Source organism: Streptomyces sp. NPDC006012, from assembly GCF_042871185.1.
GTDB lineage: Bacteria > Actinomycetota > Actinomycetes > Streptomycetales > Streptomycetaceae > Streptomyces.
In genome coordinates this window covers 1-18,121 of sequence record NZ_JBIAIE010000036.1, presented here as the reverse complement: position 1 = coordinate 18,121, position 18,121 = coordinate 1, and the positions used below count along the sequence as shown (strand labels likewise).

Here is an 18,121-nt window from a genome sequence, read left to right as displayed (position 1 = left end):
CCCGAGGTGCGTGCCCGGTGACGACGCCCTGACCTCTTCCGGCCGAGAGGCCGCCCCAGACCCGCGACAAGGTCACCCTGCCTCGTCGAGCCGGCGACATGCCACGGCCCGTTCCGCCGCTCGACCGGTGCCGTCCAGTGTCACCTGACAGAGGCGGGCAGACGGCCTGCGGGTCACCGCCTCCGTCAGGACACCGTCCGTGAACAGGACACCCACACCGTCCTCCAGCGCCCACCCGGCAGGAAGCGCACCGGTGGCCACGGCCGTTCGATACGAGGAACGGCGGCCCGGTTCGCTGTCGTAGTGCGGGCAGACCGAACCGGACAACAGGCCCAATCCGTCCGGCAGAGAGGTGAGCGGCCCGAAGGAGTCGGTGTGTGAACCTTCGGCCCAGCAGTTGGCACCGGCGCTGATACCGCACAGGAGGGTTCCGCGGTCGTATGCCTCGCCCAGCAGCCGGTCCACGCCGTGCGCGCGCCAGACCGCCAGCAGGTTCACGGTGTTGCCGCCACCCGCATAGACGATGTCCTGATCGAGGAGGAAGGTGCGCAGCGCTTCGTCATCGAGTTGCCTCTGGAACAACGACAGGACACCGGGCTCACAGTCGCGTGACCGGAACGCCCGGAGGAATCGCTGGACATACGCGGGGGCGTCGCCGCTGGCCGTCGGCACGAAGCACACCTTGGGGCGGGATCTGCGGGCTTGAGTCAGCAGCCAGTCGTCCAGCAGGCCGTCATCGTCAGTGGAGAAACCTCCGCCGAGGAGAGCCAGCCGACGCCTGGGAACGACAGCCATGCGGACACCTCCTCAGCCGACGGTCCCGAGAGGAGCGGACGGCGTACCGAACGATGCCCGGCGACCGATGCCCTCGGCAAGTCATACCGCACGCGCGGTCCCCGCACACACGCCCCCCGCCGGTGTTCAACTCATCGCGGATCGGGGCGATTGTGGGTGGGGTCGCGCTTCACCTCTTGACGATACTGGTCCGGACCTTTAGCTTCACGCCTTAAACAAAGCCCATGGAATGCGCCCAACGTCTTTGAGCCGCAATGGTGTTGGGACCGCGCTCCGCCATCTCCGCGTGAAAGGCCAAACCCCCAATGGCCAGACCACTGCCCGTGATCGTGTCCCTCGCCGCTCTCACCCTGTCCACCGGCCTCCTCACGGCCGCCCCCGCCCAGGCCGCCACCGGCACCATCACCGGCCTGGCGGGCAAGTGCCTCGACGTCGCCGGCGCCAGTTCGGCCAACGGCACCGCCGTCCAGCTCTACGACTGCAACGGCACCGCCGCCCAGCAGTGGACGGTCGGTTCCGACGGCACCATCCGCGCCCTCGGCAAGTGCCTGGACGTCACCGGTAATTCGACCGCCAACGGATCCACGGCCCAGCTCTGGTCCTGCACCGGCGGCGCGAACCAGAAGTGGACCGTCACCGCCGCGCACGACATCGTCAACCCGCAGGCCGACAAGTGTCTGGACGCCACCGGCAACTCGTCGGCCAACGGTACCCGCGCCCAGATCTGGTCCTGCACGGGCACCGCCAACCAGAAGTGGACCGCGCCCGCCGCAGACGACGGCGGCAACCCCCCGGCGGCCGCCCCCATGGCCGTGGCGCCGTACCTCTACAACGGCTGGGGCAGCCCGCCCAGCCCGACCACGATCACCAACGCCACCGGCGTCAAGTGGTTCACGCTCGCCTTCGTCCTCAGCAACGGCTACTGCAACCCGCAGTGGGACGGCGGCCGGCCGCTGACCGGCGGCGTCGACCAGCAGACCGTCAACACCGTGCGCGCGAACGGCGGCGACGTCATTCCCTCCTTCGGCGGCTACAGCGGCAACAAGCTGGAGAGCTCCTGCTCCAGCGCGGGAGAACTCGCCGCCGCCTACCAGAAGGTGATCAACGCCTACGGTCTGAAGGCCATCGACATCGACATCGAGGCCGACGCCTACAGCAACCCGACCGTCCAGCAGCGCACGATCGACGCGCTGAAGACCGTGAAGGCCAACAACCCGGGCCTGAAGGTGTACATCACCATCGGCACCGACCAGAGCGGCCCCGACACCAGCCTGATCAACCGGGCCGCGTCCTCCGGCCTGACCACCGACGGCTGGGCCATCATGCCCTTCGACTTCGGCGGTGCCGGCCAGAACATGGGCAACCTCACCGTGCAGGCCGCCGAAGGTCTCAAGAACGCGCTGAAGAACGCCTACGGCTACAGCGACGACCAGGCGTACCGAGACATGGGCATCTCGTCGATGAACGGCATCACCGACAACAACGAGACGGTGACGGTGGCCGACTTCCGCACCATCCTCGCCTACGCGCAACAGCACCACCTGGCCCGTCTCACCTTCTGGTCCGCCAACCGGGACCGCCCGTGCACCGGCGGCCCCGCCGACAGTTGCTCCGGCGTCAACCAGTCCGACTGGGACTACACGCGCGTTTTCGCCGCCTACACCGGCTGACAGCAGCCCCCCGCCATCGGCCGATCCCTTCGGCAAGGAGGATTCGTGTTCCGACTACCGCGCTCCGCCACCAGACCACTGGCCGCAAGCCTGGTCACCGTGGCGGCCGCATCCTTCCTCTCGGTCGCCCCGTCGAGCGCGGTGACCACCGGGGCCGCCGCGCCCTCGGCGGCCGCCGCCCTGCCCACGGACTGGGCCACGGTCGTGAACGCGGCCAGCGGCAAGTGCCTCGACGCCAGGGCGGCCGGCACCGAAAACGGCACCGCGGTGCAGCAGTACAGCTGCAACGGCACCACCGCCCAGCAGTGGAACTTCACGGCGACCAGCGACGGCTACGTCCGCATCAACAACCGCAACGACGCCGGTCAGAGCGTGGACGTGACCGACGTGTCCACGATCGACAACGCCCCGATCCAGCTGTGGGCCTACGGTGGCGGCGCCAACCAGCAGTGGCTGCCGGTAGACGAGGGCGGCGGCGCGTACCACTTCGTCAACCGGGGCAGCGGCAAGTGCCTGGACGATCCGGGCGCCTCGGTCGCCGACAGCGTGCAGCTCGTGCAGTACACCTGCAACGGCACCGCCGCCCAGCGCTTCCAGGTGGCCCCCGTGACCACTCCGCCCACGGACGGCACGGACCTCGGCCCGAACGTGGTCGTCTTCGACCCGTCCATGTCGTCCGCCACGATCCAGAACCGACTGAACTCGATCTTCCAGCAGCAGGAGACCAACCAGTTCGGCTCCCAGCGCTACGCCGTCATGTTCAAGCCGGGCACCTACAGCGCCGACGTCAACGTCGGCTTCTACACCCAGGTGCTCGGGCTCGGTCTGACGCCCGATGCGGTGACCGTCAACGGCGCGGTGCACGCCGAGGCCGACTGGTTCCAGGGCAACGCCACCCAGAACTTCTGGCGCGGCACCGAGAACCTGTCCGTCAACCCGAGCGGCGGCGGTGACCGCTGGGCGGTCTCGCAGGCGGCGTCGTACCGTCGGATGCACCTGCGCGGCAACCTCGCGCTGGACGACGGCGGCTGGTCCAGCGGCGGATACCTCGCCGACAGCAAGATCGACGGCCAGGTCAACTCGGGCAGCCAGCAGCAGTGGCTGACCCGCAACTCGCAGCTGGGCAGCTGGACCGGGTCCAACTGGAACATGGTCTTCGTCGGCAGCCAGGGCGTGCCCGCCACCAGCTTCCCCAACCCGCCGTACACGACGGTCGCCCAGAGCCCGGTCACCCGGGAGAAGCCGTTCCTGTACGTGGACGCCTCCGGCAACTACCAGGTGTTCGTCCCGGCGCTGCGCACCAACTCCACGGCGACCAGCTGGGCGAGCGGAAGTCCCGCGGGCAGTTCGTTGTCCCTCGACTCCTTCTACGTCGTGAAGCAGGGCGCCACGGCCGCGCAGATCAACGCCGCCCTGGCCGCGGGCAAGAACCTCCTGGTCACCCCAGGTGTCTACCACCTCGACCAGACCCTGAACGTGACCCGCCCCGACACGGTCGTCCTCGGCCTCGGTCTCGCCACGTTCGTGCCCGACAACGGCGTCACCGCGATGAAAGTCGCGGACGTCGACGGCGTGAAGATCGCCGGTGTCCTCTTCGACGCGGGCACCACCAACTCCTCCACGCTGGTCGAGGTCGGCCCGTCCGGCTCCTCCGCCTCGCACGCGGCGAACCCGACCTCCCTGCACGACGTGTACTTCCGCGTCGGCGGCGCGGGCGTCGGCAAGGCGACCACCAGCCTCGTCGTCAACAGTGACAACGTGATCGGCGACCACATGTGGATCTGGCGTGCCGACCACGGCAACGGCGTCGGCTGGAACACCAACACCGGTGACACCGGACTCGTCGTGAACGGCGACGACGTCACGATGTACGGCCTGTTCGTCGAGCACTACCAGAAGTACCAGACCCTCTGGAACGGCAACGGCGGCCGGACCTACTTCTACCAGAACGAGATGCCCTACGACCCGCCCAACCAGGCGGCCTGGATGAACGGCTCCACCCAGGGCTACGCCGCCTACAAGGTGGCCGACTCCGTCACCAGCCACCAGGCGTACGGCCTGGGCAGCTACTGCTACTTCAACGTCAACCCGGGCGTGACAGCAGCCCGCGCCATCGAGGCACCGAACAACCCGAACGTGCGCTTCACCAGCATGGTGACGGTCTCCCTCGGCGGTACGGGAACCATCAGCCACGTCATCAACAACACGGGAGGCCCGTCCAACTCCGGCAGCAACGTCGCGAACCTCAGAAGCTACCCGTAACCGCTCACGGACCGGGCCGGCCAGACCGGCCCGGCCGCCGGGCGCCCTGATCGGCGTGGCGGGGACCCGCTTCGTGCGGGTCCCCGCCGTGCCGGTTTCGCCGTCAGCCGCGCCGCCGTGCGCGGGCGGCCTCGAAACGGGTCAGGACACCGGTGCCCGCCTGCGGCAGCCAGTGCATGTGCCGCGCGACGGCTCCGCGGCGGTCGCCGGAGTCGTAGGCGCCGAGCAGCGGGTAGTAGTTGGAGCTGATCGCGCCGGGCGGGGTCAGCTCGCCCTGCTGCCAGTGGCGCCACTGCCCGTACACCTGGGCGAGCCGTACCACGGGTAGTAGAAGATGTGGGCGCGCGGGGAGACCGTGCGCGGGCCGGTGGCTGACGCGGTGCCGGTGCCCGCCGCGACGGCGGTCGTCGCCGCGGCACCGGCCGCGATGAGTCCGCGCCGGGACAGGTGTCTGGGGTGTGCGGTCATCCGGGTCGATCTCCTTGGTCGGACGGACGGGAATGGCGCGGGGCGAAACCGAGCAGATCCGCGCAGGCCTTCGTGTCGATCAGGGACGTGCGGCCGGGCAGCGGAGCGAACGCGGGCACGCCCGGACGGTGTCGCTGGAGCAGTTCGGAGGTGGGCAGAGGGGAGGAGGTGTCGGGTGCCGCGGCATTGAGGACGTGGCAGCCGGTGATGTCGGCCTCCACGGCCCGGCGGATCACCGCCGCCGCGTCCCGGGTGTCCAGCCAGCCCCACAGGTCGTGCCGGTGGGCGCCCGGATTGGCGGCGACCCCGGCCAGTTGCCGTGCGAGCCGCTGTCCGGTCCCGGTGAAGGGGAACCGGAGGCACACGATGTCCGTGCCCCACCGCAGATGTATGCTGCGGGCCGTCTCCTCCAGGACCACCTTGGACAGGCCGTACGGGTCGCGTACGAGCAGCGGATGGTCCTCGTCGAGGGGCACGTACTGCGGGGAGACGGGCACCGGCGACCAGGCGAGACCTACGGCCGCGAGGCTGGACGCCGCCACGATCCGGTGCGCGCCCGCCCGTCCGGCCTCGTCGAGGACCCGGCGGCACGTTCTCCGAGGAGAGTGCCTGCAGACCGATCGGCAGGGTGTACACGGACGGGTCGTTGAGGGAGACCCGGGTCAGCAGGAACTCGTTCCACGTGGGGATCGCCGTGAGCAGCGCGACGGTGATCAACGCGGGACGGACGAGCGGCAGACAGACGAACGCGAAGATCCGCAGCTCGCCGGCGCCGTCGACCCGCGCCGAGTCCCGCAGCTCCCCGGGCACCGCGGTGAACGCACCCGTCATCAGCAGGATCGACAGCGGCGCACCCCCGTTCACGAACGGCAGGACGAGCCCCCAGTGCGTGCCGAGGATGCCCATTGTGTTCTCCAGCAGCACGATCGGCAGCATCACCGTGATGCCCGGGACGAACAGCAGCGAGACGAACAGCTTCTGCAGCGCCCCGCGCCCCGGGAAACGCAGTACCGCGAAGGCGTATCCGGCTGCGGAGTAGAACGCCACGGTCAGTACGACCGTGTACAGGGTCACGAGGAGGCTGTTGACGAAGAAGTCGAAGAAGTCCAGTTCGTTCCAGGTGTCGATCAGCGTCCGGAACGTCGGGTGGTGCGGGACCAGATGCCCGCCGCTGACCACCTCGACCTGGTCCTTGAACGCCGCCGACACCATCCACAGGAACGGGTACAGGCTGACCAGCGCGTACAGGGCGAGCAGCAGGCCCACGACGACCCGGGCCAGGGCCCGGCCGGACGGCGGTCGCAGGGCGGGGCGGCCCGCTCGGGGACGGGCCGTCGATATCGATGTCATGTCGTGCTCCGCAGCGCTCGCAGGTTGATCAGGGCGAGGACGAGGGCGACCGCGAACAGCAGCCAGCCCAGGGCGCTGGCCAGGCCCAGGGTGGGGGCGAGGTTCTTCAGGAAGGCCAGGCGGTACGCCTCAAGGCCCAGCACGTTGGTGTGGTCGCCGGGTCCCCCGTTGGTCATCACGAGGAAGGTCTGGAAACCCTGGAGCGCCTCGCGCAGGTTCAGCAGTACGACGATCGCCGTGATCGGCCGGACCAGCGGCCACACCACGGACGCAGTGGTCCGCCACCAGCCGGCACCGTCCAGTTCGGCGGCCTCCAGCACACTGCGGTCGATGCCCTGCAGACCGGTCAGGTACAGCAGCATCGCCACGGGCACGTGTCCCCACACGAGGACCACGATCATCGTGGGCATGGCCGTGGAGAGATTGCCCAGCCACCCCTGCGGCTGCTCGAACGAGCCCAGACCCAGGCCGCCGAGCAGGCTGTTGACCGCGCCGTCCGGCTGCAGGATGTACTGCCAGGCGAAGAACACCGCGACGCCGCTGGTGACGTACGGCAGAAAGTACACCGAGCGCAGCACGCTCTGGAACCGCTTGACCTGGTTGAGCAGCACCGAGAGCGGAAAGGCCGCGATGACCGTGAGGGCGGGAGCGGCCAGCATCACCCAGAAGGTGTTGACGGCGGCCTGCCGCAGCCGTGGCGCGTACACCGGGTCGTGCCACAGCAGGTCCTTGTAGTTGCCCAGGCCGACCCATTCCCAGTTCGGGGCGAAGCCGTTCCATTTGGCGAAGGACAGGACGAAGCCGTAGCCGACGGTGTAGAGGCCCATCACCAGGAACAGCACGACGGCCGGTGCGACGAACAGATAGCCCGTGAGGGCCTCGTACCTGCAGTCCCTGCGCCACCGGGGTGCGCTCCTGGGAACTGCGGCGCGGTCCTTCGCCACGCTCGCGGAGAGCGTGGGCCGGACCGTCACTGGCCGGCTGCCTTCCAGTACGACTGGTTCAGTTCGCTGATCTTGCGCGCGGTGTCCGCGACGGAGGCGCGCCCCAGCGGGGTCAGGTCGGCGAGGATGTCACCGACGTCGTTCTGCTCGTAACCGGGGGCCTGGATGTTCTGGTTGAGGTTGGGGTCGTAGGTGGTCCCGGGTGCGCCCTTGAAGGTCTGGAGCATGGAGTCGAGCGTCGGGCCGAGTGCCTTCGCGGCGTCGGCGCCGAGGTCGGTGGCGGGCAGGTCGGTGGCGTCGGTCGCGAACCCGGCCGCGACCTGCTTCTCGGAGAGGAACTCCATCCACTCCTTGGCATTCTCCGGCTGCTTGCTCGCCGAGCTGAGCGTCACACCCGTCAGGGCCATCGGCGCGAGCGCCAGGTCGGGGACCGCACCGTGCTCGGGGGCGGGCAGTCCGAAGGCGTAGACGTCGTCGTGCTTCATGCCGTTCTGCTGCAGGAAGGCGAGTGTGAACGTGCCGCCGACGTCGAACGCCGCCTTGCCCTGGGCGAAGGTCTGGTCCGCCTGGTCGACGTCGAGGGACTGGGTGCCGGGCGTCCAGTACGGGGTCAGCTGGTCGTACCGGGACAGGGCCTCGATGCCGTTCGGGGAGCTGAAGTCGGCGCTCTTGTCCTTGCCGAAGAGACCGTCGTAGCCCTTCTTGCCCAGCTGCGCGAAGGCGAGCGGCTGGAGGATCCAGTTCAGGCCGGCGGGCCCCCTGGCCTTCAGACCGGTGGTCAGGCCGCCGTTCTTGGGTCCTTCGCCGTGGTCGCCTTGAGGGCGGCGAGCAGGTCCTCCCAGGTCTTCGGGGCTTCCTTGATGCCGGCCTCGGCCAGCTTCGCCTTGCTGGCGTAGACGATGCCGAACGTGCCGATGGTCAGCGGGACGCTGTACCGCGCGCCCTTCTCGATGCCGTTGTCCGTGGACTTCTTGCTGAGCGACTTCTCGTAGCGCTCGGGGGTGACGAGACCGGATTCGTGCACGGAGGACTGGATGCGGTCGAGCCAGGCGCCCTTGTAGTCGTCCTTGAGGTCCGCGGCGATGCCGGACGCGCCCAGCACGCGGCCCTCGCCGTCGGAGTGCACCTCCAGGACGTCGGGCAGGTCGCCGGTCTTCGCGGCGCTCTGCACCTTGGTCATGTATGCCTCTTCGGGCGTGAACGCCTCGACGCTCACGGAGATCCCGGTCTCCTTCTGGAACTTTTTCGCGGCGTCTGTGCACGGCGGGCCCCCTCGGTGGGGTCGGGCGCGCGACGGACGGGCGGCGCCACTGCGCCGACATGTAAGTCCATCAGATTGATTTACGTCAACGGGTTCGGCAGGCCCAAGTTCTGCGCGGCGCACGGATGGTGAAGCGCACCGAGGAACGCGCGGCCACGATGTCTCCCGCCGTCCGCACGAACCGGACACCGCGCCTCGTTCCACCCGTCGGCGGCCCGTACCGGCGTGTGCTCCTGTCGCCTTTCGTTCCTCGTTTTGTCAGGCTGTTTATTTGACGTGAGCCCATCGATTCGGAACCTAATTTGCCTGACAGAAACAATGGGCGACGCGCTCAACTGCAAATTCAATGCGAGCGGCGCGAAGCGTTGACTTGATAACACACCTGATTTTACATGGCGGTCACTGGCTGGAGGCGAAGGGGACCCGCCATGCTTGACGAGCGCATAGCCGCATTCCTCGCCGAACGGCTGCGACCGGCCCTGTATCCGCTCCGCATCCCCCTCGATGTGAGCGCCTGGCACCTACCGGGCGAACCGGTGCCCGCGCAAGTGGCCCTGCGCGCCGAATACGCCCGTTTCGCGGCGGGCGACACCTGGGGCCGACCGGGGTCGACCTCCTGGTTCACGGTGCGGGCGACGGTGCCCGAACGCTGGGCGGGCCGCCGCGTCGAGGCCGTGTTCGACCTGGGCGGCGATGCGGTCACCCGACCACAGGCGCTCGTACGGGACGAGTACGGCGCACCCCTGCGGGGACTGCACGCCCCGCATCCGGACCCGGTCCTCGTGGCCGCACGTGCCCGCGGGGGTGAGGCCGTTCACCTCCTGGTCGAGGCCACCGTCGCGGACGCCCCCTGCGAGCCGCCGCCGTTGCGGCTGCGCCACGCCGACCTGGCGGCGCGTGACGACGCGGTGTGGCGACTGCTGCACGACATCCGGGCGCTGCACCGGATCCAGCGGTCCCTGCCGCAGGACGCACCGCGCGCGATCCGGCTCCGCGGCGCGCTGGAGCGGGCGCTGGACGCCGTCGACCCGCGTGCCGTCGCCCGCACCGCCCGGGCCGGCCGCGCCGCCCTGGCACCCGAACTCGGCGGCGCCGGCCGGGCCCATCCGGTCGCGTACCCGCTGGTGGGACAGGGCGCACCCGTTCCGCTGGGCTTGCTGTCCCTGCACGAGGCGGTCCGCGCCGCCGCCCGGGACCTCAGCACCCTCGCCGCCCTCGCCGAGGAGTACCCCGGCCTCGTCTGCGTCGCGCCCGACGTACAGCACTACGCCTGGATGAAACAGCACGAGCCGCAGTTGTTCGAGCGGCTGCGCAAGATGACCGCCGATGGCACCTGGGTACCGGTCGGTGCCATGTGGGCGCAGTCCGCCACCGAACTGGCCGGCGGAGAGGCGCTGGTGCGCCAGTTCACCCATGGGCGCCGTTTCCTGCGCGGTGAGTTCGGCACCGACAGCGACGGCGTCCGGCTGACCGGCGTCCGCGGAGTCTCGCCCGCACTGCCGCAGATCGCGCGGGCCGCCGGTGCGCACTGGCTGCTGGTCTCCCCTGCCGACCGGCCGGCGCGGCACCGGTCCTTCCGCTGGGAGGGCATCGACGGCAGCGGTGTGCTCGTCGAGGTCGCGGGCCGTACGACGGACCCGCCCGGCGACGACGGTCCGCCCCTGCCGTCCGCGCGGATCCTGCACCATCCCGACCGGGCCGCCCTGGAAGAGGCCGGCCGGCTCGCGGACCCGTACGGCCCGCCGCAGCACGGACCGCACGCCCTCACCCGAGCCGTTCACCCGACGCACCCGGCAGTGCCCGGCCAGGACGCCGGAGCCACCGTGCGCGGGCCGCTCGACCTCGCCCCGCACACCGGGGAGTTCACCAGCCACGCACGCACCAAGCGCTCCAACCGGACCTGCGAAGCGCTGCTCCACGAGGCAGAGCTGTGGTCGGCCGGCGCGGCGGTCCGCAACGGTACGCCCTACCCGTACGACGCGCTGGAGCGGATCTGGACCTCCGTCCTCACCCAGCAGAGCCACGGGATCCTCTCCGCCGCCGCCGTCGCCCGGGCCCGGCAGGACGCCGAGGACACCCACCACGACCTCGGACGTAGGCTCACCCGGCTGATCCACCACGCGATCGGACCCCGCGGGGACGCGGCGGTGCACAATCCCGCGCCGTTCGGCCGCCGTGAAGTCGTCCTGCTGGAACGGGAAGCCGGCCGGCCCGAAAGAGGGGACCGACCAGGTGCGCGCCGGGAGGCCGTCGGGCCCGCCGCACCGCCCGCAGTCACCCAGGTGCTCGCCGACGGCCGGTGCGCGGTGCTCGCCGAGGCCCCCGCCCACGGCACCGGAGCCGTCGGCGTCGCGCTGGCGGCACGGCACCGGTCACGGCCCGGCGCACCCGGGACGGCCGGCACGTCCTCGACAACGGTCTGCTGCGCGTCGCGGTGGACGGCGACGGCCTGGTCCGCTCCCTCGTCGACCTGGCCACGGGACGCGACGCCATCGCCCCGGAGGGGGCCGGCAACCTCCTGGAACTGCACCGTGACGAGCCCACCAGCGACCCGGCCCACACGCTCGCCCTGGGCAGCGAACGCACCCGCAAGGACCTGACCCTGGCCGAGGAGATCGAACTGATCGCGGACGGACCCCTGGTCGCGACCGTGCGGATCAGACGCGGCAACGGCCGTTCCGTCTTCACCCAGCACCTGACGCTGACCGCGGGCAGCCCCTCCCTGCTGGTCGACACGGAGGTCGACTAGGAGAACGGCGAGCCCGCTGCGCACACCGGGTCCCGCATTCCGCTGAATCTCCGTCCGTTCGAGATCCGCACGCTGCGGATCACCCGAGCCGAGGCCGACGAGGAGCCACCCGGTGCCTGAACCCCGCGCGGACACCATGACGCCGCAGACCGGTGCCACACTGCGCGACTGGGCCGCGAACGGGGGCGCCCTCGCCCTGCGCGCCCGGATCGTGCTCCTGACGGCCGAAGGCCGGCGCGACGCGGAGATCGCCCGCCGGCTGGGTGTATCCCGGCAGACCGTGGGCACCTGGCGCCACCGCTGGCACAGCGACGGACTGGCCGGCCTCCGGCAGCGTCCGCGCACCGGCAGACCCGTCACCGTCGACGAGGCGGAGGTCGTCACCCGGACCCTGCTCGCGCCCGGCGGCAGCGCTGCCAGCCGGGCCGTCGCCCGCGAACCGGGCCTGTCCCACGCCACCGTGGCGGCGATCCGCCGACGCTGGAACCTCACTCCGGACCAGCCGCTCGTTCCCCGCGTCCCGACCCGTCCGCCCCTGCCCGGCACCGACGTGTGGGTGATGGGCCTGTACGCCGACGCGGACCGCGCCGTACTCCTCGTCGGACAAGGGCGGACACCGGCCGCCCCGCGACCGCTGCCACGGTGATCGACGCGCGGGCGGTGGCCGGGCTGGACCGGGCACTGGACCGGCTGCGCCTGGAGCCCGCCGCGAGCGACGAGGAGTTCGCCGCCTTCCTCGCCGATGCTGCGGCACGCCACCCGGACATCGCCCTGCATGCCGTCGCCCTGTGGTCGGGCGCCGGCGGACGGCCCGGCGGCTCACCCGTCAGCCACCACGACCTGCGCGTCCGGGCGAGCTGGCGCGGTTTCCTGAACGCGCTCATCGCCCTGGACAGCACGAGCCATCCCGAGTCGTCGCGCCGGGTGTTCCTCGACCTGGTGGCGGCGCTCGGCCGTCCGACGGAGCCGGACGGCCGCCCCGTCCGCTGGCTGCGGGAGCCCGTCGCCGAGCACCAGAGCCGGCCGGACGGCGCGGAGCAGGCCCCGGACGCGCCCGCGTTCAGCGGGGTCAACCAACTCGACCTGGGCTCGTTCAACGAGTGCGTGGTGATCGAGACGGTGCGCCACGCGGGCACCGTTACCCGCGGTGAGATCGCCCACCGGACCGGCCTCACCCAGCAGTCCGTGTCACGCATCGCCCGCTCGCTGCTCGACCGCGGCGTCCTCGTCGAGGACGCCCAGCGCCGCGCCACCTCCGGCAAACCGCGTACTCCGGTGCGGCTGTGCGGGACGGCGGCGCACGCGCTCGGACTGCACATCGACCCTGAGGTGCTCACTGCCGTCGTCATCGACCTGGACGGCGCGCTCGTCTGCACCTGTACGCGGTCCGTGAGCGCCGAGACCGACCCCGCCGAATTCGTGGCGCAAGCCGTCGACCTGGGCCACGAAGCACTCGGCAAGGCGCGCGGCGCGGTCCGCGAGGACGGCTTCCTGGGGGTCGGCGTGGCCGTGCCCGGGCCGGTCGACATCGCCTCCGGAACGGTCCTCGGACCGCCCCTGATGCGCGGCTGGCAGGACCTGCCGCTGCTGGACCTCCTGAAGGAGCACTTCCCCTGTCCGGTCCTCATCGAGAAGGACTCGCTCGCCGCGGCGGCGGGGGAGCGGTGGATCGGACGCGACCGCAGGGCCCGGGACTTCGCCTACCTCTATCTCGGCACCGGCGTCGGCTCGGGCCTCTACCTCAACGGCGACCTCTACCGCGGCGTGAGCGCGAACGCGGGGGAGTTCGGCCAGTTGTGCGCGCTCGCCCTGGACCGCGTCGCGGCGGACGGCCGGCCCGAGATCCTGCCCGAGTGCAACCCAACCGTGTCCGTGCCGCAGTTCGCCGAGCGGCTCGGACTGCGCACGGCCGCCCCGGGGCGCAGCAGCACCGCGGCGCACCGGGCCGTCGGACGTGCGGTCGCGGCCGGTCATCCGGGCGCGACCGCGGCGCTGCGCGAAGTGGCCCGGGCCGTCGGACGGGGCGCGCTGGGGATCGTCGACCTGCTCGACATCGATCTCATCGTGCTGGGCGGCCCGTTCTTCACCGACGACGTCGCCGACTGCTACCTCGACGAGATCGGCCGTGCCGTCAACGAGTTCCCCACCGCCCGCCGCCTGAGGCGGGTCCACGTGGAGCGCTCCGTGCTGAGCGCGGAAGCGGCGGCGGTGGGCGCCGCCTCCACGCTGTTCCGCGCGACCTTCACCCCGCGGCTGAAGGGGCGTGAGCGGGGCTGAGACGAAGCAGACCGACCTCCGCCCCGGCCCCGCTCGGCCTCATCGGACCGGAGCGGTCGGCCGCTGGGCGGTGAGGGCGATCTGCCCCTTGAGCATCCGGCCGCCGTCACCTGTCAGGCGCAGGTAGTAGTCGGACGAACATGCCGTGCCGTCCTCGTCGAGCGCCCAGATCCCCGAACCCGAGGGCACAGCGGCCGCGTTCACGGCCGTCCTGGCGATCTGATTTCCCTCGTTGAACTCGTCGAACATGGAAATGTAGATGCCCTGGGCACCCACCCGCACCATGTTGTAGAACTGGCGCCACATGAAATCTCCGTGCGCGCGGTGGCGCTCCTGGAGATCCCCGGGCATGACGCACGGCTGGTAGTCGATTCCGTGTGCGTCGCAGTCCGCCTTGTCGGGCGTATTGATGCTGGTGAAGAACTGATCGGACTGGGCGGCGCTGGAGATTCGGCCCACCATCCACGGCGAGATCATGTTGAAGGCATGGTAGACATCCGAGAAGCCGGCCCGTGAATCGTCCGTACCGGTGCGCCAGTGCGTGGGTACACCGCCGATCACGTAACAGCCCTGGGTCTTGAACCAGTCCACGACGTCTTTGCACGGGGCCGGTTCGAAGGGCCTGCCCGAGTCGTTGAAGCCGAATCCCCAAATGCAGACCACGGGTTTTCCGTTCTGCCGTGCATAGGCGCTGGACGCGGTGTGGGCCTGCATTTTGGACGTCCAGTCCTCCTTGATCTGGGACTGCATGGAGGTCCAGCCGGTGACGTCGTACATGATGTAGAACTTGGCCCGTTCGCTTCGGCCGCCTGACGTACCGTCTGCGCCATTCCATCCCGGGTCGGCCCCTCCGATCCGAAGGGGTTGAAGCGTTGCAGGGCCGCCGTGTCGATGTTGTTCTCACGCATCCAGCGAAAATGCGTGTCGACGGTCTGCTGGTCCCAGGACGAGAACAGCTGGGCGGGTCCGCCGCTGTTGAGATTCGGATACGCGGTGGTGAAACCGCGCGTGTATTCCGACATGTCGGGCCACGACTTGATGGTGGTGTTGGACAGCGACGGCGGCCTGCTCATGTCCTGGCTCCAGTGCCACCAGCTGTCGATGGGGGAACCGTCGCCCTGGCAGGCGAACCAGCCCTGGTACCCGACCGAGATCTTGCCGACGACATCGCCGGGCGGGCTGGCGGCGGCTGCCGACTCGGCCGCGCCGGCCCGCGGCAGGGCGGCCATGGTGCCGATTCCGGCACCGGCGGCGAGCGCGCCGCCGAGCATCCTGCGTCTGGTGATCGCCATGGAGTTCCTCCAGTGGGGGTGGAGTTTTGTCGGCTGCCAGCAAACCCAGTGGCCCACACGGCGTCAATCCCTAAAGCGGTAATGCTGTTGTGTAGATTCATATGCGCGGCGGGAATTCTGTGGTACGGGTGGAGTCGGCGACGGAAATGGAAAATAAGTTTTCTGACACAGGTTCACCGGAGTCGTTCGTGCGGCGGCTGGAATTGTCCGTGCCGGCTGCGAGCGACGGCCGGTGAACGGTCGGCCGCCGACCGGGGCCGGCCCGGGCGGGCGAACGGTATTGCGGGCCGCCGTACACCTCGGTGTGCCGTCGGCCCACCGCTGCCGGAGCGGTGCAGACCCGGCCCCGTCGGCCCGGCACGGGGCTCCCTCCTCGCCCGCCGCAACGCATGACATCCGAGTTACTACAACGTATTGACAAACTTCGGCGGCGGTTCATAAGTTCAGTTGGCAGGACACCCGACACCGCCGGTCAGGAGCAGTTCCTGCTCCGGCCCGATCCGTCGGGCGCACACCACTCGACCCCGACCGCCGCGCCCCACCGCGCGGCGCTGATGGGAGCGTGCAATCACCTTGACCACCGACACCCGGCGGGCGCTCGTCGTCCGCGGCGGTTGGGACGGGCACCAGCCCGTGACGATCAGCGACGCATTCGTCCCCTTCCTCAAGGAACACGGCTTCGTCGTCGAGACCTCCGAAGACCTCGCGGTGTACGACGACGCGGAGCGCCTGGCCGCAACCGACCTGATCGTGCAGTGCTGGACCATGGGCACGATCACCCGGGAACAGAGCGAGAACCTCGCGGCCGCGGTGCGCGCGGGCACCGGCCTGGCCGGCTGGCACGGCGGCATCGTCGACTGCTTCCATGACCACACCTACCACCTGCTGACCGGTGGCAAGTTCGTCATGCATCCGCCGGGCTTCCACGACCACACCGTGCACGTGCTGCCCGAGCGCGCCGAGCACCCTGTCGTCGCGGGGCTCGGCGACTTCGACGTCCACACCGAGCAGTACTGGGTGCTCACCGACCCGCACATCGAGGTGCTGGCCACCACCGCCTTCCCGCCCGACGAACTCCGGGACCGGCCCGCGGTGATGCCCGCCGTGTGGACCAGGACTTGGGGCGCGGGACGGGTCTTCGTCTCGACCATCGGCCACAAGCCCGACGACTTCGACGTGCCGCAGGTCCGCACGTTGACCGAAAGGGGACTGCTGTGGGCGAGCCGCTGAGGCCCTTGAACATCGGCATCGTTGGCGCCGGGAAGATCAGCGGCGCCTATCTGTCGACGATGGAGCGCCTGACGTCCGTGCGGCTGACCGCCGTCACCGACCTCGACCCAAGCCGCGCCCAGGCCGTCGCGGCACAGGCCGGGGACGGGGTGACCGTGGCGCCGACCGTGGCCGACCTGGTGAGCAGGGACGACGTGGACGTCGTCCTCAACCTGACGATCCCGGCCGCGCACGCGGAGGTCGCCCGCACGGCGCTCGCCGCGGGCAAGCACGTGTACGGCGAGAAGCCCCTCGCCGCCAACCGCAAGGAGGCCGACGGCGTGCTGACAGCCGCGCGCGAAGCCGGGCTGCGGGTCGGCTGCGCACCCGACACGGTCCTCGGCACCGGCACCCAGACCGCGCGCAAGGCGGTCGACGACGGTCTGATCGGCACCCCGGTCGCGGCCACCGCCTTCATGACGACCAAGGGCCACGAGGCGTGGCACCCGGACCCGGAGTTCTACTACCAGCCGGGCGGCGGCCCCCTGCTCGACATGGGCCCCTACTACCTCTCCGCCCTGGTCCACCTGCTCGGCCCGGTGGTCAAGGTCACCGGCGCGTCCTCCCGGCCGCGCAAGCAGCGGACCATCGGCAGCGGCCCCCGCGCGGGCCACACCATCCCTGTGGAGGTGGACACCCACATCACCGGCGTCCTCGAACACGCGAACGGGGCTCTGTCCACGCTCGTCATGAGCTTCGACGTGCGTGCCGCGCGGCTGCCGCGGATCGAGGTGCACGGCACCGGGGCCTCGCTGTCCGTGCCCGACCCGAACGGCTTCGACGGCGCCGTCGAGATCAACCACGGAGACGGCTGGGAGACCCTGCCCGTGTCCGCAGGCTACCGGGACGCCGGGCGCGGCGCGGGCCTCGCCGACCTGGCCGAGGCACTGTCGGCCGGGCGGGCGCACCGCGCGTCGGCCGAACTCGCCGCGCACGTCCTGGACATCATGCTCACCCTCATGGACGCGGCGGACCAGGGCCGTGCGCTCAAGGTGACCAGCACCTGCGAGCGCCCGGCCCCGGTCACCGAGACCGGCGACTGACCGAGGCGGGCCGCCGTACACCGTCACCGGCAGCCGCTGACCGCATCCGACCGCTCACCGACCCTCGACTGCCCGCGCACCTCCGCAGCTACAGGAGACCCCCTTCATGCACGACGACCGGAACCTGGTCGAAGCACGCCTGGACCGCGTCCTCAAAGAACGCATCCGGCCGGCAGTCCACCCCGTCACCACACCCCTGACCGTGGAGATCTGGTCCACCCCGGGCGAACCCGTCCCCGTGGCCGAGGGCCTGGCGGCACCCACCCGCCCCATCGCCACCGGCGCCCCCTGGGGCACCCCGTGGGGCACCAGCTGGTTCAAGGTCACCGGCACCGTTCCCGCCGAGTGGGCCGGCCGTACCGTCGAAGCCGTACTCGACCTCGGTTTCACCCCGCGCACGCCGGGCTTCCAGTGCGAGGGCCTCGTCCACCGGCCCGACGGCACCCCGGTCAAGGGACTCCACCCGCGCAATACGTACGTCCGCGTCGGGGCGCCGGCTGCGGGCGGGGAGCAGGTCCACTGGCACATCGAGGCCGCCTCCAACCCCGACCTCGACGCGAGCGGAGTGCCGTTCCAGCCGACGCCGATGGGTGACAAGGCGACCGCGGGCGACGCACCGCTGTACGTGCTCGGCGAGATGCGGCTGGCCGTCTTCGACGAGACGGTGTGGAACCTGGTCATGGACCTGGAGGTGCTCGGCGAGCTGATGGCCGAGCTGCCCGTGGAGTCGGCCCGCCGCTG

The 18,121-nt window shown here is 70.6% G+C and carries 14 protein-coding genes and 4 pseudogenes; 9 read left to right on the top strand and 9 right to left on the bottom strand.

Translation table 11 applies throughout. The features are described from left to right. Positions 1 to 72: 72 nt before the first annotated feature. Entirely contained in the window at positions 73 to 795 is a 723-nt protein-coding gene (locus ACFYPJ_RS35950) for a Type 1 glutamine amidotransferase-like domain-containing protein (protein WP_389025819.1), read from the bottom strand. Between the two features lie 305 nt (positions 796 to 1,100). On the opposite strand from ACFYPJ_RS35950, the gene ACFYPJ_RS35945 reads away from it, so the two are divergent. Together ACFYPJ_RS35945 and ACFYPJ_RS35940 are read left to right on the top strand one after the other, a co-directional pair. After that, a complete protein-coding gene (locus ACFYPJ_RS35945; RefSeq protein ID WP_389025818.1) occupies positions 1,101 to 2,465 on the top strand; it encodes a ricin-type beta-trefoil lectin domain protein in 1,365 nt (454 codons plus the stop codon). A gap of 45 nt (positions 2,466 to 2,510) precedes the next feature. Next, the gene (locus ACFYPJ_RS35940) at positions 2,511 to 4,727 is read left to right on the top strand and encodes an RICIN domain-containing protein (RefSeq protein WP_389025817.1); all 2,217 of its coding nucleotides are present in this window, start codon (positions 2,511 to 2,513) and stop codon (positions 4,725 to 4,727) included. 103 nt (positions 4,728 to 4,830) lie between these two features. On the opposite strand, the gene ACFYPJ_RS35935 is transcribed toward ACFYPJ_RS35940, so the two are convergent. From ACFYPJ_RS35935 to ACFYPJ_RS35905, 7 genes and pseudogenes are all read right to left on the bottom strand, one after another. Continuing rightward, complete coding sequence (locus ACFYPJ_RS35935; protein ID WP_389025816.1) at positions 4,831 to 5,049, bottom strand: hypothetical protein; 219 nt, start codon at positions 5,047 to 5,049, stop codon at positions 4,831 to 4,833. Then, positions 4,992 to 5,195, bottom strand: a complete 204-nt coding sequence (locus ACFYPJ_RS35930) for a hypothetical protein (protein ID WP_389025855.1) — start codon at positions 5,193 to 5,195, stop codon at positions 4,992 to 4,994. The genes ACFYPJ_RS35935 and ACFYPJ_RS35930 overlap by 58 nt, the downstream gene beginning before the upstream one ends. After that, a complete protein-coding gene (locus ACFYPJ_RS35925) occupies positions 5,192 to 5,737 on the bottom strand; it encodes an NAD-dependent epimerase/dehydratase family protein (RefSeq protein ID WP_389025815.1) in 546 nt (181 codons plus the stop codon). Before ACFYPJ_RS35925 ends, ACFYPJ_RS35930 begins: the two co-directional genes overlap by 4 nt. Positions 5,738 to 5,882: 145 nt before the next feature. Beyond that, positions 5,883 to 6,407 (bottom strand): annotated as a pseudogene (locus ACFYPJ_RS35920) (carbohydrate ABC transporter permease); the annotation flags it as partial. A 134-nt stretch (positions 6,408 to 6,541) separates the two neighbouring features. Continuing rightward, entirely contained in the window at positions 6,542 to 7,519 is a 978-nt protein-coding gene (locus tag ACFYPJ_RS35915) for a carbohydrate ABC transporter permease (RefSeq protein ID WP_389025814.1), read from the bottom strand. Next, the gene (locus ACFYPJ_RS35910; RefSeq protein ID WP_389025853.1) at positions 7,516 to 8,235 is read right to left on the bottom strand and encodes an extracellular solute-binding protein; all 720 of its coding nucleotides are present in this window, start codon (positions 8,233 to 8,235) and stop codon (positions 7,516 to 7,518) included. Before ACFYPJ_RS35910 ends, ACFYPJ_RS35915 begins: the two co-directional genes overlap by 4 nt. Before the next feature lie 32 nt (positions 8,236 to 8,267). Beyond that, entirely contained in the window at positions 8,268 to 8,873 is a 606-nt protein-coding gene (locus tag ACFYPJ_RS35905) for an ABC transporter substrate-binding protein (protein WP_389025813.1), read from the bottom strand. Between the two features lie 269 nt (positions 8,874 to 9,142). Here ACFYPJ_RS35905 and ACFYPJ_RS35900 point away from each other — a divergent pair. From ACFYPJ_RS35900 to ACFYPJ_RS35885, 4 genes and pseudogenes are all read left to right on the top strand, one after another. After that, positions 9,143 to 10,864: pseudogene (locus ACFYPJ_RS35900) on the top strand (alpha-mannosidase); the annotation flags it as partial. 185 nt (positions 10,865 to 11,049) lie between these two features. Next, on the top strand, positions 11,050 to 11,499 hold the full coding sequence (locus ACFYPJ_RS35895; protein WP_389025812.1) for a glycoside hydrolase family 38 C-terminal domain-containing protein: 450 nt from the start codon (positions 11,050 to 11,052) through the stop codon (positions 11,497 to 11,499). Between the two features lie 112 nt (positions 11,500 to 11,611). Beyond that, positions 11,612 to 12,145: a helix-turn-helix domain-containing protein gene (locus ACFYPJ_RS35890; RefSeq protein ID WP_389025811.1), complete on the top strand. Its 534-nt coding sequence runs from the start codon at positions 11,612 to 11,614 to the stop codon at positions 12,143 to 12,145. Continuing rightward, positions 12,142 to 13,776 carry an ROK family transcriptional regulator gene (locus tag ACFYPJ_RS35885; RefSeq protein WP_389025810.1) on the top strand — a complete coding sequence of 545 codons (1,635 nt, stop codon included), beginning with the start codon at positions 12,142 to 12,144 and terminating at the stop codon, positions 13,774 to 13,776. Before ACFYPJ_RS35890 ends, ACFYPJ_RS35885 begins: the two co-directional genes overlap by 4 nt. A 45-nt stretch (positions 13,777 to 13,821) precedes the next feature. Here the strand turns inward: ACFYPJ_RS35885 and ACFYPJ_RS35880 are convergent. Beyond that, positions 13,822 to 15,068: pseudogene (locus ACFYPJ_RS35880) on the bottom strand (glycoside hydrolase family 71/99-like protein); the annotation flags it as partial. Between the two features lie 573 nt (positions 15,069 to 15,641). On the opposite strand from ACFYPJ_RS35880, the gene ACFYPJ_RS35875 reads away from it, so the two are divergent. The 3 genes and pseudogenes from ACFYPJ_RS35875 to ACFYPJ_RS35865 form a co-directional block, all read left to right on the top strand. After that, positions 15,642 to 16,298 (top strand): ThuA domain-containing protein, encoded by a 657-nt coding sequence (locus tag ACFYPJ_RS35875; protein ID WP_389025809.1) that lies wholly within the window; start codon positions 15,642 to 15,644, stop codon positions 16,296 to 16,298. Beyond that, positions 16,283 to 17,380 carry a Gfo/Idh/MocA family protein gene (locus ACFYPJ_RS35870; RefSeq protein WP_389025808.1) on the top strand — a complete coding sequence of 366 codons (1,098 nt, stop codon included), beginning with the start codon at positions 16,283 to 16,285 and terminating at the stop codon, positions 17,378 to 17,380. The genes ACFYPJ_RS35875 and ACFYPJ_RS35870 overlap by 16 nt, the downstream gene beginning before the upstream one ends. Positions 17,381 to 17,486: 106 nt before the next feature. Beyond that, positions 17,487 to 18,121: pseudogene (locus ACFYPJ_RS35865) on the top strand (alpha-mannosidase); the annotation flags it as partial.